Source organism: Brevundimonas sp. AVps5 (assembly GCF_058681515.1).
Map to the genome: position 1 here is coordinate 97,885 of NZ_CM178740.1, position 12,961 is coordinate 110,845.

The following is a 12,961-nucleotide window of genomic DNA, read 5'->3' on the forward strand; positions in this document are numbered from 1 at the left end:
TCGGTCGCATACGCGGGACATTCGGATCCTGCAGTCCACGCGATCCGCGCCGCAAGACGGACATTGCTCGCTACGGGCTCAGTGCACGCGGCTGCGGACGTTCTTGTCGATGCGAGTGGCGATACCGCTTTTGATGCGGATTTCATCTTCGCGTTCCACGAGGCTGGAGTTCCTTACCTTCACAAGATCAGAGCGGGCGCGATGACGGATGATCTAACCGACTGCTTTGTCGGCGATCCGATGATGGTGGCCGCACTTCATCAAGCCCGTGCGACCTTAGGCACCGAGATGCCGGAGCTTGGCGTCCTGGCCGGCGAGGGGACATTCTGGAACGCTTTCACTCAGCTTTTCATGACGCGCGGCATTGCTCTTGCGGACGGAGTTGGAGGAGTGGCGATCGGTCTGATCGCGTCGCCCTTTGGTCATCATTACATTCGGCAGGTTGTGAGCATGGCTTGGGACACCATCGACCTCGGGCGGGGCATCACTGACGCTCAGCATAGAGCGCAGAGAAGCGGCGAAACTGCTTGGATTGTGGAAACCATACCCGCGAGTTTGCGCGGGGTCGCCGTGGTCGGCTTGGGGTTTCCGCAAGCAGGCGTCGCGTTCCTTCACTCGCCGCTGACAACGGACGTGGTGGAAAGAATAGACTTGGGGCCGCCGACTGGAGCTGGCTTCATTAATTCTAGTTCGCTGCAAATCGCGATTCAAAATCGAGCCAACGAACTGGCGAATCTGCTTGGTTGCGGTGTCGTAGAACTAGAAGGCGACGATGCGTGGCTTGGGCCCTTATGACGGGCAACTTGCACTGCAGTGTACTGCGCTGTTGTGCAGACGTTGGTGCCCCCGGTCGGACTCGAACCGACACTCCTCGCGGAACCGGATTTTGAGTCCGGCGCGTCTACCAATTCCACCACAGGGGCCTGCGGACGGACTTCTTAGTGGGCTATCGCGCGTCGCGCTACTTGAGCCGGGAATTTTCCTCCGCCCCTTGCGTTCCATCGTGGTGTAACGCATTTGCGCCTTCATGACCGAGCCTTTCCCCGACCTCGCCGTCGTCTATGAGCACCCCGAATGGTTCGAGCCGCTGTTCGCGGCGCTGGACCGGCACGGGGTCAGCTATGTGAAGGTCCCGCTGGCGGGGAGCACCTTCGATCCGGCCGGTTCGCCGGCGCCGGGGACGGTGGTGTTCTCGCGGGTGGCGATGTCGTCCTTCCTCCGGGAGCCCGAGCATCCGATCTTCTACGCCCAGAGCCTGTTCGAGCACTGGCAGGGGCAGGGAACGCGGGTGGTCAACGCCTCGGCCCTGAACATCGACACGTCCAAGGCGCGGCAGATGTCGTTGATCGCCCGGCTCGGGCTCAAGGGGCCGGCGACGCGGGTGGCGCATCGTCAGGCGGACATTCCGGCGGCGGCGGAGGGGCTGCGCTATCCGGTGCTGGTCAAGGCCGATATCGGCGGGGCCGGGGCGGGCATCACCCGTTATGACGACGCCGAAAAACTGGCCGAGGCGGCGGGCGAGAAATGGTGCCCGGTCGGGGTCAACGGTCTCTCGTTGATCCAGGAATATGCGCCGCGCCGGGACGGCAGGATCACGCGCGTCGAGACGCTGAACGGCAAATATCTTTACGCCATCGACATCGAGAGCCCGGGCGACGCTTTCGACCTGTGCCCGGCCGACGCCTGTCTGGTGCGGCCGGGAGCGCCGACATTGACGATGACGAAGACGACCCCGCCGCCCGAGATCATCGAGGCGGTCGAACGGCTGGCCGTCGCTGGCGCGCTGGAAGTCGGGGGATCGAATATCTGATCGACGACCGGGATGGATCGGTCCTGTTCTACGACATCAACGGCCTGTCGAACTTCGTGGCGAAGCCGGTCGAGGTGCTGGGCTTCGACCCGCATGACACTCTGGTCGGATGGCTCAAGGGCATTGTGGCGGAAGAGAAGGCGAAACGCGCCAGGGGAGCCGAGGCATGAGGTACGGATACTGGGCGCCGGTGTTCGGCGGGTGGTTGCGGAACATCGCCGACGAGCGCGAGGCGTCGTGGGAGAATGCGTCGCGGCTGGTCAAGCGGTCGGAGGCCCTGGGCTATGACCTGACCCTGATCGCCGAGCTCAACCTGAACGACATCAAGGGGATCGAGGCCCCGGCCCTGGACGCCTGGTCGACGGCGGCGGCCCTGGCGGCCGTGACCTCGACGATCGAACTGATGGTGGCGGTGCGGCCGAACTTCCACCAGCCGGCCCTGTTCGCCAAACAGGCGGCCAATATCGACAGGATCTCGAACGGACGGCTGGCCCTGAACGTCGTCTCGTCGTGGTGGGCGAAGGAGGCAGAGAGCTACGGCCTGCAGTTCGACCAGCACGACGATCGTTATGGCCGGACTGCGGAGTGGCTGACCGTGCTGTCGCGCCTGTGGACCGAGAGGCGCGTCGATTTCGAGGGCCGGTACTACACGCTTCAGGACGCCATCGTGGAGCCGAAGCCGACCTCGACGCCCGAACGGCCGCGCCCTGTCATCTATGCGGGCGGCGAGTCCGAGGCGGCCAAGACCCTGATCGCCAGACACTGCGACGCCTATGTCATGCACGGCGACGAACCGGAGCATATCGCGGCCAAGATCGCCGACATGCGGGCGCGGCGGGAGAGTTTCGGCCTGCCGCCGATGTCCTACGGCATGGCCGGCTATGCGATTGTGCGCGACACCGAGGCCGAGGCCGAACGCGAGCTGGAGCGGATCACGACCATCCCGGGGCTGGCGCAGGGCACGCCGCCGGCGGGGTTCGCCAATTTCGATCAGTGGCTGTCGGGCACCGAGCTGGAGCGCGAGCTGAAGATCCGCGAATACAGCGTCTCAAACCGGGGTCTGCGCCCCGGCTTCGTCGGTACACCGGAGACCGTCCGTGAACGGAGTGAGGAATTCGAAGCCGCCGGGCTGGACCTGGTCCTGCTGCAGATGTCGCCGCAGGAAGAAGAGATGGAGCGGTTTTCGGCCCAGGTGATCCGGGCGAACTGACCACCTGCGGCTCACCCACCCAGTGGTGGGACGGCGGTGGCAGGCGTGTCTCTCTGGATACGGCTGGGGGTCGCCGGCAGGGCCGGATCTGCACTCAGGTTGTAGCGGACGGTAAAGGACAGTCGGCGCCCCTCCATGCCGCGTGTCGATCCATCGGCCATCCGGACCCGACCGGTACGATGGGCCCCGAAGGTCGCCGCGCGTCCGAATCCGCCGCCTTCAGGGAACTCGCTCTCGACAAGGCAATTTCTCAGATGACCGTCGTCGGTCGCCTGGCAGGACAGGGCGGCGATGCCCGCCTCGCTGACCGTTCCCGATGGAAACTGCGGCTGGGGTACTTCGCTCCAGACGAGGCCCGAGAGTTCCACACCTCCCGGGAGGTCGGACGTCGGCCCTGAGGACAGTTCACGGCCGCAGGCGGCAAAGACACGGCCGATAGCCTGTTCTGACTTCGGCAGATTGACCACGATGCGCCGTGTGACCCCGTCAGTCGGGACTCCAAGACTGACCTGTCCTCCCTGGCTCATCTCGGTCGCCATCCGCGCGGGCCAGACGGCGAAGGCGGTCTCTCCCGACTGGCGCGAAACCCAGGTGCTCGGACCCTCGGGCGCATCGCCGATGCGAAGGGTGAAGGTCCGAAGGTTCGGGCCGGGCGGCAGTCCGGACGCGACGACGCCCAGCGTCCCGTCAAGACAGCGGACGGCGAGGCCGAAATTCTCGAATGTGACCGCCGCGATCGTCAGCCTGCGCGCGGGGTCGGTCCCGAAGTCCCAGTCATCGCTGTCCTGGGCCGAGGCCGGGGCGGCGGTCAGGAGGGCGAGGGCGGCCGCGATCAGGGTCCTGGGCATCAAGGTTCCGGTCATTGACTCATCGCATCTGGAAGTTGGTTTGATAGATGATGCGCCGGATCGGCAGAGGCTGGTCCGGCGCGCCGGCGACCTGCAAACGGGCCCGGCTCGCGCCGCGCAGCGCCGCTTCGCCGAAATAGCCACCCATGGGGTGTTCGGCCTCGACCACGCATTGCTCGAGCTCTCCCTCGCGCGTGGTCAGGCAACTGAGGACGACAAAGGCGCGCGTGTACGGACTGCCGATTGGATAGGAGAGGCGCGGAGCCTCCGCCCAGACCAGTCCGGCGGGAAGGCTGCCGGGACCCACATCCTCGATCAGCGCATCGCGTGGATCCTGGAGCGGCCGGTCGCAGGCCGTGAGGGTCTCGTCGATCGCGGTCGTCGAGGGCGGCAGATCCAGCACGTGGCGCATCGCCCGTCCGTCGGGCGTCGCGTTCGGCACGCGGATCTGCATGCGCCCGCCCTGCCGGAGTTGGCGGGCGAACGGCGCGGGAAGACCGCTCACCGCGATGGTGGGATCGACCGAGACATTCCAGGTCTCGGGATGGAGCTCGTTGTCGCCGAAGGCGATGTCGAGCCGGCGCGTGTCGCCCTCCTGCGGCGGGAGGCCCAGGATGAGGGCCTCGTAACTGCCCCGGCTGCACCGAACGACAAGGCCCAGACCCGTGGTCACGGGAATGGCGGCGGTGACCAGTCGACGTCCGGGGTCGCGGGCAATATCCCAGTCGGTCGGCGTCTCCTGGGCCCGGGCGACATTGCCGCCGACGAGGAAGGCGAGAAGCGCAAGAAGTTGAAGACGCATACGCCTGCTCTCGACTGCCAGGGATCAGGCGGAGGCCTCGACATGGCTGTCGGCTCCGCCGGCGAGGCGGCGGACAGCGTGGATGAGGATCTCAGACGTCAGATAAGCACGTTCAGCGTGTGCCTGGAAGTCTCCAAAGCTCGCGTCAGGCGGGTTCTACCACCTGTTCGATGGCCCCGAAGATCGAGCGGCGTTTGTCGTCGAGCATCTCGATGCGGACGGTGTCGCCGTGCTTCAGGAACGGAGTCACGGCCGCACCGCCGATGATGGTCTCGACCGTGCGGATCTCGGCGATGCAGGAATAGCCGAGGCCGCCCTCGGAGACCGGCTTGCCCGGGCCGCCGTCGGTGCCCTTGTTGGAGACCGTGCCCGAACCGATCACCGTGCCGGCGACCAGGCTGCGGGTCTTTGCGAGATGGGCGATCAGGACGCCGAAGTCGAAGGTCATGTCGACGCCAGCGTCGGCCGAGCCGAAGTCCTTGCCGTTGAGCTGGACCTGAAGCGCGCCGGAGAGCTTGCCGTCCTTCCAGCGATCACCGAGCGCGTCGGGCGTGACGAAGACGGGCGACAGGGTCGAGGCCGGCTTGGACTGGACGAAGCCGAAGCCCTTGCCCAGTTCGCCGGGGATCAGGTTCCTGAGGGAGACGTCGTTGACGAGGCCGACCAGGCGGATATGGCCGCGCGCCTCCTCGGGAGTCACGCCCTGGGGCACGTCGCCGGTGACGACGACGATCTCGGCCTCGAGGTCGCAGCCCCAGGATTCGTCGGCGAGAAGGATCGGGTCGCGAGCCCCCATGAATTGGTCGGAGCCGCCCTGGTACATCAGGGGATCGGTCCAGAAGCTGGAGGGCATTTCGGCACCGCGCGCCTTACGCACCAGTTCGACGTGGTTCACATAGGCCGAGCCGTCCGCCCACTGATAGGCGCGGGGCAGGGGAGCGGCGGCGTCGCGCTCGTGGAAGCGGCCGCGGGGCACCGCTTCGTGGTCGAGGCTTTCGGCCAGGGCGCGGAGTTTGGGTTCGCAAATCTCCCAGTCGTCGAGCGCAGCCTGCAGACTGGGGGCGATCAGGAAGGCGTCGGTGAACCAGGCGAGATCCGAGGAGACGACCACGAGGCGACCGTCACGACCGTGTTTGAGCGAGGCGAGTTTCATGCCTCAGGTTTAGTCCGGAACGACGCGGAGGTGAACCGTCTCTGTGGCCTGATCGACGATCACCTGGACCCGGACTGATCTCAGATGCGCCCATGTGGCGCACGCAAGGCGGCGGATGGGCGGCGCGACAGGGCGCGACGGGCCTCGCGCAGTTCGCGGATGCGTTCCGGGCCGCGCGACCAGTGATCGTGGAAGGCGCGGACGGCCTTCGACAGGGCCTCGATCTGCTCGGGGCCGGTCATGGGCCGGGTTTCGGGCCTGGGCTCGGGCTTCGGCTTGTCGGGTTTGTGGCCTTCATCGTGCCCGCCATGGGGCGGATGCGGCGGAGGCGTCGGACCGCCGACGAAGATCTGGTTCACCGTCACCGGCGGGATACCTGCGGGCAGGGCCGGGTGATGGTCGTGGCCGTGGCCATGTCCCTTGTCGTCGGCCCTGGGAGCCTCCTTGATCTCGCCCTTCAAGGCCGCGTCGAGTTCCTTGACGGGCCCGTTGACCCCCTTGCCGACCTCCAGCACCGGGCCGAGGTGGTCGTCGATGGCGGTGCGCAGGGCCTTGGCGCGGGACTTCAACTCGTCCGAGGAGGCGGCCATGGCGGCCATGGAGGCGTTCAGGATCGCCTTGTGAATGTCGTCCGGCGCGCGGTCGGCGTCATTGCCGCCCGCCTGGTTGGCGTGCCAGCGGCCGAGGAAATACATGCCCGCAGCGAGGGCCAGCAACAGCAGGAACAGGATCAGGGCCAGCAGGGGCGGCAGGCCGAGCAACAGGCTGTCGTCCTGGGGCGTGAAGACCGCGTCGGCCGCTTCGAAATCCGATGGATACATGCCACTCCCCGCAATCGCCGACCGTCGTGCGATCATGCCGCACACCCCAACGCCTGACCACGGAAAAGGTTAACGGCCCAATGTGAAGGTTGTGGGTGTCCCCGCCCTGCGTCTCAAGGCGCGTGCAGGATGGCGCGGGTCTCCACGCCTTCGCGGGCGGCGGCGTCGCGGACCTCGACCTCGACGATGATCGCGCCCTCGGGCTCCAGGGCCCAGAGGTAGCGGCGCTCTATTTCGATCGTGCGGCCGGATGGGGCGAAGCCTTCGAAACTGTCGCCCCAGGGGGTGATCCGCCTGAGTTCGGGCCAGGTCAGGGCGCAGGCGGCGTTGAGCTCCTCCTGCGCCATCACGGTCAGTTCGTCGGGCGGGGTCACAGCCATCGGCGCACCCGGCTGCGGTAGGCGGCGTAGTCGGCGCCGAACCTGGCCTGGAGATATCGCTCCTCGCGCTGGATCACGAAGCGATCCACGACGATCAGGCATGGGACCAGCAGGATCATCGCCAGCGGACTGTCCAGCCCGGCGGCCAGCGCCAGGTAGGTTATGGCGAACCCCAGATAGATCGGGTTCCGGCTGATGCCATAGACGCCGGTGGTGACGAGCGCGGTGGACGGCTTCCACGGCTGGACCGCCGTTCGGGCCCGTTGGAACAGGCCGGCCGCCCAGGCCTCCAGTCCCAGACCGACGATGAGGCCGGCGATCGCGATGCCCCGTCGGACGCCCGGATCCAGCCCCAGCGTGGGCTCGCCGATCAGCGTGCCCAGCCCCCAGCCCGCAGCGAGGAAGCCGAGGAAGATCAGCGGGGGCGGGGCGATGACGCCGGGGATTTCGCGATCCGTCACGGTCAGTCGGCCGGGTCAGTGGGCTGCGCGATCGGCCGGATCGCCTCGTCGGCGTAGATGGCCACCGCTGCCGGCGCATGCGCGCTGATGGCTCCGCGATACATGCCTGGCGTCGTCATGGCGAAGGCGGGGAGGCCGTTCGCGTCCATCACGATCACGCCGCCGTCGCCGCCCAGCGACAGGGCATCCTCGACCTCGGACTCGGCTGCCGTCTGGGCTGTTACGCCGCCCGCGATCCGCCCGCAGATGTCCCGGGCAACCGAGGCGCGGATGTAGAATTCGCCGTCGCCGGTGGCGGACACCGCGCAGCCGTCGCGGTTTGAAGCATAGGTGCCTGCCCCGATCACCGGCACGTCGCCGACCCGTCCCCAGCGTTTGGCGGTCATCCCGCCGGTCGAGGTGCCGGCGACCAGAATGCCCTGACGATCCATGGCGACCGCGCCGACCGTACCGAACTTGCGCTCGTTCAGGGGCGGGGCGGGTTCGATCGCGGCCATCCCCCCGGCCGGCGCGGCGGGCGCTCCGGCCGGACGTTCGGGGATAGGCAGGTTCTGCGCCTCGAGCGCCTGAACCAGGCCCTGCCAGCGGCGCTCGGTGAAGAACCAGGACGGCTCGACCTGTTCCAGTCCGACCGAGGCCGCGAAGGTGTCGGCGCCCGAGCCGATCAGCATGACGTGGGAGCTCTGTTCCATCACGGCGCGGGCGGCGGCGATGGGATGGCGCGTGGTGGTCAGGCCTGCGACGGCACCGGCGGTCAGATACTCGCCGCTCATGACGGCGGCGTCGAGTTCGTTGCGCCCCGCGGCGGTGAAGACCGCGCCGCGCCCCGCGTTGAACAGGGGATCGTCCTCCATCAGTTCGATCGCCGCCTGGACCGCGTCGAGCGCCTCGCCGCCGTTCTCGAGCACTGCCGCGCCGGCCTCCAGCGCGCGGGTGAGCGAGGCACGATAGGCGGCGTCCTGTTCAGGCGACAGGCTGTCGCGCTCGATGACGCCCGCCCCGCCATGGATGGCGAAGGACCAGGCGGGGCGGTCCTGCGCGGCGGCAGGGGAGGTTAGGGCCAGGGCGGCGATGAGGGCGGGCAGGAGTTTCATGGGACACACCATATCAATCGGTCTCCTCCCTGTCGCCTTAGGCGATGGGGAGGTGGCTCGAAGCGAAGCGGAGAGACGGAGGGGTTCTGGACGGTGGCGAGAACCCCTCCGTCAGCTCGCATAGAGGCTCGCTGCCACCTCCCCATCGCTTCGCGACAGGGAGGAGACACCAGTCACGGTTCCCGCTTGTGGTGTGACCATTTCCAGACGCGATAGGCCACGATCGGGGCGAAGCCGCCGATCAGGGCGCCGGCCAGCACGGGCCAGAAGCCCATCTGAAGCCACTGTCCGATCAGGCCGCCGACCACGGCCGCGACGAGCGGGCCGAGGAACGGCAGCCAGGAGGGAGGCGCGATCTTAATTGGCGTCGACCTTGATGACCCCGCGCCGGATCTGGTCCAGCTCGATGGAATCGAACAGGGCCTGGAAGTTGCCGTTGCCGAAACCCTCGTTACCCTTGCGCTGGATGACCTCGAAGAAGATCGGACCGAAGGTGTCCTGGGTGAAGATCTGCAGCAGCAGGCCTTCCTCGTCCGAACCGTCGATCAGGATGCGGTTCTTGCGCATGCGTTCGACATCGTGGCCGTGGTTGGGCAGGCGTTTGTCGATCAGTTCGAAATAGGTCTCGATGGTGTCCTGGAACACCACGCCGCGCTCGCGCATGGTCTCGACGGTGGCGAAGATGTCGTCGGTCGCCAGGGCGATATGCTGGATGCCCTCGCCGTTGTAGCGACGCAGGTATTCCTCGATCTGGGAGTTGTCGTCCTGGCTCTCGTTCAGAGGGATGCGGATGGCGCGGTCGGGCGCGATCATGGCCTGGGAGAAGAGGCCGGTCGCCTTGCCCTTGATGTCGAAATATTTCTGCTCTTCGAAGGCGAAGATGTCGCCGTAGAAGCCGGACCAGGTCCGCATCTGGCCGCGCTTGACGTTGTGGGTCAGGTGGTCGAGCAGGTGCAGGCCGACGTTGTTCTTGCGCTCGGCCTCTTCCCAGCCCTCGATCTCGTCCCAGCTGTCATAGAGCGAGCCGGTCTCGCCGTAGGCGTCGATGATGTAGAGCAGGCTCCCGCCGATGCCGCGCAGCACATAGGCCCCGTCGCCGAGCGCGCCGCCGTCACGCGTGTCGGCCGGATGGGCACCGCGGGCGACGGCCTCGTCATAGGCCTTCTTCGCATCGGTGACCCGGAAGGCCATGCCGTTGGCGGAGGGTCCGTGATCCCGGGCGAACTCGCCGGCGTGACCTTCGGGCCTGGCATGCACCAGGAAGGTGATGTCGCCCTGTTTCATCCGGACGACGCCGTTTTCCGGATTCACATGGGTCTGGACGAAGCCCATGACCTCGATCTGCTTGATCATCGACTGCGGGTCGGGGCCGGTGAATTCGACGAACTCGAAGCCGTCGACGCCGAGCGGATTCTCGCAGGCGGGCATCGTGGCGTCAGCCGTGCGGGCGGTCAGGTCGTCCATGGGGCGTCTCCTTGAATGGCGGGATCGGGTGACACGGCCCGACCGGATTGGCGCGGAACCTAGTCGTGGATCGCGCCCGAGCCAAGGCTGAGCCGAACGGAGCCTTGCCACCGGCTGCCATCTGTTCAGCGCAGGCGTTCGAGACGATGCGGTTGGGGGGATGCGATGGTGACGGCGAGGACGAACGAGACGCTGTGGAGCCTGCTGCCTTCGCCCCTCAATACGCTGGGTGCCGGGCCAAAGGGGTGTGGACTTCCGCAGCGGCTTCCGGCGTCAATCCATCGACGGTGAAGGGCTTCGGGCTGCTGGACGGCGTGGACGAGGCGACCTTCGACGCCCTGTCGGCCTTGGCCAGTCTGATCCGCATCGAGCGTGGCCAGTCGCCGTTCACCGCACAGGAACTGCGCGAGGACCAGGGGTCAGCCCAGCGCCAGCCTCCCGGTCCATTCCGCGCCCAGCATCAGGCCGACGGCCAGGACCCCCAGCAGGCTCAACCAGACCGTCGCCACCGCCGCGCCGCCGATGACGAACAGGCCGTCGCGCTGGATCAAACCCACGGACAGCAGGGCCAGGGCGATGGAGGGGATGGTGTTGGTGAGCGGCAGGACGATGGTCAGGGTGGCCAGGATCATGAACACTGCGGCCATCCGCTCCCCTGCGCCGGTCGCGAACATCAAAAGGCGCGGTCGCGACAGGCGGTCAATCCAGCCCAGGCGTGTCTCGGCGAAATCGGCCATGGCCGTCAGCCATCCGCCTTTGGCGCGGAGGTTCAGCACCCAGCGCGGCAGCCACGGCTCCTCGCGCCCGATCAGCAACTGGGCCGCCACCAGGATGATGATGACCCCGACCGCCTGGGGCACGCCGTACAGGCCCGGGACCAGGCAGGGGAGCGACAGGATCAGGATCAGCAGGCCGTAGGCGCGTTCATCCAGTCGGTCGCGGATCTCTTCGAGCGAGAGGCCCGCCTCGCCGCCGTCATCGGCCAGCCGCCGCAGCAGTCGCCCAAGATCGTTGCTGACGTCGTCCTGATGGCGGGAGGGGACCTGGGTCATCGGGGCTCCTTAGCCGGGTGGGTCCGCGCGCCGAGGTGACGCAATGCCGCAGGGATGCTAACGGCGCCCCATGCTGCGCAAACTCTACGACTGGGTCTTCGAACAGGCGCGCAAGCCCTATGCCGAGAAGACGCTGGCGGTGGTGTCCTTCGCCGAGGCGTCGTTCTTCCCGATCCCGCCGGACGTCATGCTGGCACCGATGATCCTGTCGCGACCGGATCGGGCCTATCGCTATGCAGCGGTGTGTTCCCTTGCGTCCCTGCTGGGCGGGCTGCTCGGCTATGCGATCGGCGTCTTTCTGGAGCCCGTAGCCTTGCGGCTGCTGGAGTTCTTCGGTCACGGCATGGACATGAGCGTCTATCAGTCGTGGTTCGCATCGAACGGCTTCCTGGTGATCCTCGGCAAGGGGCTGACCCCGATCCCGTTCAAGCTGGTGACCATCGCGGCCGGTCTGGCGCATTTCCACCTGGGTCTGTTCATCCTGGCCGTGGCTATCACCCGGTCGGGGCGGTTCTTCCTCGAGGCCTGGATCCTCAAGACCTGGGGACCGTCCATGCTGGAGATCGTGGAGAAGCGCCTGGCTCTGTCGTTCGTGGTCGCCCTGGTCCTGCTGGTCGGCGGGTTCCTTGCGCTGAAGCTTCTCTAGGGCGCATCGACGGACGCCTCCGGCACAGCTAAGAACGTCGTCATGAGCGTCTATGGTTTTATAACCCGCTGGTGGACCGCCTTCGCCCTTGCGATCTCGCTGGCGATGCTGGGCGCGGCCCATGCGTTCGAGCGGTTCGCGGGCCTGGACCCCTGCAACCTCTGCCTCAAGCAGCGCGAAGTCTTCTGGGGCGCCGTGGCGATCTCGCTGGTCGCCACGCTCTGGGCGGTCATCAGCCAGGCGCGTCGGGGCACCCCGCGAATCGCCGCCTTCCTGCTGTTCGCCGTCTTCGCCACGGGCGCGGTCACGGCCGGCTTCCATGCCGGAGGCGAGCTCAAGTGGTGGGAGCTGCCGGCGCTTTGCGCCGGTGGCGGCGCGGGCGCGGACCTGGAAGGTCTGACCTCGCTGGCGCTGGGCACCGGTCCGGCCGTCCGGATCGCCATGTGCGACGCGGTGACGTGGAGCTTCCTCGGCCTGTCCATGGCAGGATGGAACGCCCTGATCTCCGCTGCACTTGCAGGGTTCAGCCTGCTCGCCGCCAAGAGGCCCAAGGATGCCAGAGCCCCTAGAAACTGAGCCCCGTCGCGTTCCTCTGCCTCGTCCGGGGCTGGGGGCGATGCGCGCGCGGATGGCCGAGATCCTGCGCGTCGATCACGCGGGGGAGTTCGCGGCGGTCAAGATCTACGAGGCCCAGGCCAGGGTCTTCGAAGGCGTCCGCGGCAAGCAAGCTATCGTCAATGACATGGTCGGGATGAAGGCCGGGGAAGAGGTGCACAAGGCGCGCTTCGACGCCCTGCTGACCGAACACGGCGTGCGACCGACGGTCCTGCTGCCGCTGTGGTCCCTGGCGGCGACGGGGCTGGGCACGGCGACGGCCCTGATGGGCGAGAAGGCTGCACACGCCTGCACGGAAGCCGTCGAGAGCGTGATTGAGGAACACTACGCCGACCAGATCGCCGAACTGGCGGATCGTGAACCGGCGCTGGCGGCGGAGTTGACGAAGTTCCGCGACGAGGAACTGGAACACCACGACCACGCGGTGGCGAACGGCAGCCGCGAGGCACCGGGCTACCGGTTGCTGAGCGCCGTGATCAAGGCGGGGTGCCGGGTGGCGATCAAGGTGTCAGAGCGGGTTTGAAATCCTCCCCCGTCGGGGGAGGGGGACCGCGAAGCGGTGGAGGGGGTCAAACCCACACGCCGAAGTCTGGGGTGAGCCCCCT

At 67.2% G+C, this 12,961-nt stretch carries 15 protein-coding genes and 1 tRNA gene; 6 read left to right on the forward strand and 10 right to left on the reverse strand.

The genetic code is table 11. The annotated features are described in order from the left end of the window. Nucleotides 1-63: 63 nt before the first annotated feature. The gene (locus tag ACW18A_RS00490; RefSeq protein ID WP_492022870.1) at nt 64-795 is read left to right on the forward strand and encodes a hypothetical protein; all 732 of its coding nucleotides are present in this window, start codon (nt 64-66) and stop codon (nt 793-795) included. A gap of 43 nt (nt 796-838) precedes the next feature. Here ACW18A_RS00490 and ACW18A_RS00495 read toward each other — a convergent pair. Continuing rightward, nucleotides 839-923 (reverse strand) — tRNA-Leu (locus ACW18A_RS00495). Between the two features lie 104 nt (nt 924-1,027). On the opposite strand from ACW18A_RS00495, the gene ACW18A_RS00500 reads away from it, so the two are divergent. Together ACW18A_RS00500 and ACW18A_RS00505 are read left to right on the forward strand one after the other, a co-directional pair. Further along, nucleotides 1,028-1,810, forward strand: coding sequence for an ATP-grasp domain-containing protein (locus tag ACW18A_RS00500; protein WP_492022871.1), 783 nt, complete (start codon nt 1,028-1,030; stop codon nt 1,808-1,810). Between the two features lie 166 nt (nt 1,811-1,976). After that, nucleotides 1,977-3,020 (forward strand): LLM class flavin-dependent oxidoreductase, encoded by a 1,044-nt coding sequence (locus ACW18A_RS00505; RefSeq protein WP_492022872.1) that lies wholly within the window; start codon nt 1,977-1,979, stop codon nt 3,018-3,020. Between the two features lie 11 nt (nt 3,021-3,031). Here ACW18A_RS00505 and ACW18A_RS00510 read toward each other — a convergent pair whose 3' ends face one another. From ACW18A_RS00510 to ACW18A_RS00550, 9 genes are all read right to left on the reverse strand, one after another. Then, nucleotides 3,032-3,868: a hypothetical protein gene (locus ACW18A_RS00510; protein ID WP_492022873.1), complete on the reverse strand. Its 837-nt coding sequence runs from the start codon at nt 3,866-3,868 to the stop codon at nt 3,032-3,034. Nucleotides 3,869-3,887: 19 nt separating this feature from the next. Further along, nucleotides 3,888-4,670 carry a hypothetical protein gene (locus ACW18A_RS00515; protein ID WP_492022874.1) on the reverse strand — a complete coding sequence of 261 codons (783 nt, stop codon included), beginning with the start codon at nt 4,668-4,670 and terminating at the stop codon, nt 3,888-3,890. A 145-nt stretch (nt 4,671-4,815) separates the two neighbouring features. Beyond that, a complete protein-coding gene (locus ACW18A_RS00520; protein ID WP_492022875.1) occupies nt 4,816-5,823 on the reverse strand; it encodes a fumarylacetoacetate hydrolase family protein in 1,008 nt (335 codons plus the stop codon). A gap of 80 nt (nt 5,824-5,903) precedes the next feature. Next, nucleotides 5,904-6,644 carry a hypothetical protein gene (locus ACW18A_RS00525; RefSeq protein ID WP_492022876.1) on the reverse strand — a complete coding sequence of 247 codons (741 nt, stop codon included), beginning with the start codon at nt 6,642-6,644 and terminating at the stop codon, nt 5,904-5,906. Nucleotides 6,645-6,757: 113 nt separating this feature from the next. Beyond that, complete coding sequence (locus ACW18A_RS00530; RefSeq protein ID WP_492022877.1) at nt 6,758-7,024, reverse strand: hypothetical protein; 267 nt, start codon at nt 7,022-7,024, stop codon at nt 6,758-6,760. Next, nucleotides 7,015-7,485 carry a methyltransferase family protein gene (locus tag ACW18A_RS00535; RefSeq protein ID WP_492022878.1) on the reverse strand — a complete coding sequence of 157 codons (471 nt, stop codon included), beginning with the start codon at nt 7,483-7,485 and terminating at the stop codon, nt 7,015-7,017. Before ACW18A_RS00535 ends, ACW18A_RS00530 begins: the two co-directional genes overlap by 10 nt. A 2-nt stretch (nt 7,486-7,487) precedes the next feature. Beyond that, nucleotides 7,488-8,579 (reverse strand): isoaspartyl peptidase/L-asparaginase family protein, encoded by a 1,092-nt coding sequence (locus tag ACW18A_RS00540; RefSeq protein WP_492022879.1) that lies wholly within the window; start codon nt 8,577-8,579, stop codon nt 7,488-7,490. Between the two features lie 357 nt (nt 8,580-8,936). Continuing rightward, on the reverse strand, nt 8,937-10,043 hold the full coding sequence (hppD, locus tag ACW18A_RS00545) for a 4-hydroxyphenylpyruvate dioxygenase (protein WP_492022880.1): 1,107 nt from the start codon (nt 10,041-10,043) through the stop codon (nt 8,937-8,939). Nucleotides 10,044-10,462: 419 nt separating this feature from the next. Continuing rightward, on the reverse strand, nt 10,463-11,095 hold the full coding sequence (locus ACW18A_RS00550; protein WP_492022881.1) for an exopolysaccharide biosynthesis protein: 633 nt from the start codon (nt 11,093-11,095) through the stop codon (nt 10,463-10,465). Between the two features lie 70 nt (nt 11,096-11,165). Here ACW18A_RS00550 and ACW18A_RS00555 point away from each other — a divergent pair, with 70 nt between their 5' ends. The 3 genes from ACW18A_RS00555 to ACW18A_RS00565 are packed head-to-tail and all read left to right on the forward strand — an operon-like array spanning nt 11,166 to nt 12,879. Continuing rightward, nucleotides 11,166-11,741 (forward strand): YqaA family protein, encoded by a 576-nt coding sequence (locus ACW18A_RS00555; RefSeq protein WP_492022882.1) that lies wholly within the window; start codon nt 11,166-11,168, stop codon nt 11,739-11,741. Between the two features lie 42 nt (nt 11,742-11,783). After that, nucleotides 11,784-12,317, forward strand: coding sequence for a disulfide bond formation protein B (locus tag ACW18A_RS00560; protein WP_492022883.1), 534 nt, complete (start codon nt 11,784-11,786; stop codon nt 12,315-12,317). Further along, nucleotides 12,295-12,879: a demethoxyubiquinone hydroxylase family protein gene (locus ACW18A_RS00565; RefSeq protein ID WP_492022884.1), complete on the forward strand. Its 585-nt coding sequence runs from the start codon at nt 12,295-12,297 to the stop codon at nt 12,877-12,879. The genes ACW18A_RS00560 and ACW18A_RS00565 overlap by 23 nt, the downstream gene beginning before the upstream one ends. The last annotated feature ends 82 nt before the right edge of the window (nt 12,880-12,961 follow it).

Bases quoted from the DNA above. Each gene is read 5' to 3' on its own strand.
- ACW18A_RS00500 (WP_492022871.1), top strand. From the start codon at position 1,028: ATGACCGAGCCTTTCCCCGACCTCGCCGTCGTCTATGAGCACCCCGAA.
- ACW18A_RS00505 (WP_492022872.1), top strand. From the start codon at position 1,977: ATGAGGTACGGATACTGGGCGCCGGTGTTCGGCGGGTGGTTGCGGAAC.
- ACW18A_RS00510 (WP_492022873.1), bottom strand. From the start codon at position 3,868: ATGCCCAGGACCCTGATCGCGGCCGCCCTCGCCCTCCTGACCGCCGCC.
- ACW18A_RS00515 (WP_492022874.1), bottom strand. From the start codon at position 4,670: ATGCGTCTTCAACTTCTTGCGCTTCTCGCCTTCCTCGTCGGCGGCAAT.
- ACW18A_RS00520 (WP_492022875.1), bottom strand. From the start codon at position 5,823: ATGAAACTCGCCTCGCTCAAACACGGTCGTGACGGTCGCCTCGTGGTC.
- ACW18A_RS00525 (WP_492022876.1), bottom strand. From the start codon at position 6,644: ATGTATCCATCGGATTTCGAAGCGGCCGACGCGGTCTTCACGCCCCAG.
- ACW18A_RS00530 (WP_492022877.1), bottom strand. From the start codon at position 7,024: ATGGCTGTGACCCCGCCCGACGAACTGACCGTGATGGCGCAGGAGGAG.
- ACW18A_RS00540 (WP_492022879.1), bottom strand. From the start codon at position 8,579: ATGAAACTCCTGCCCGCCCTCATCGCCGCCCTGGCCCTAACCTCCCCT.
- hppD (WP_492022880.1), bottom strand. From the start codon at position 10,043: ATGGACGACCTGACCGCCCGCACGGCTGACGCCACGATGCCCGCCTGC.
- ACW18A_RS00550 (WP_492022881.1), bottom strand. From the start codon at position 11,095: ATGACCCAGGTCCCCTCCCGCCATCAGGACGACGTCAGCAACGATCTT.
- ACW18A_RS00555 (WP_492022882.1), top strand. From the start codon at position 11,166: ATGCTGCGCAAACTCTACGACTGGGTCTTCGAACAGGCGCGCAAGCCC.
- ACW18A_RS00560 (WP_492022883.1), top strand. From the start codon at position 11,784: ATGAGCGTCTATGGTTTTATAACCCGCTGGTGGACCGCCTTCGCCCTT.
- ACW18A_RS00565 (WP_492022884.1), top strand. From the start codon at position 12,295: ATGCCAGAGCCCCTAGAAACTGAGCCCCGTCGCGTTCCTCTGCCTCGT.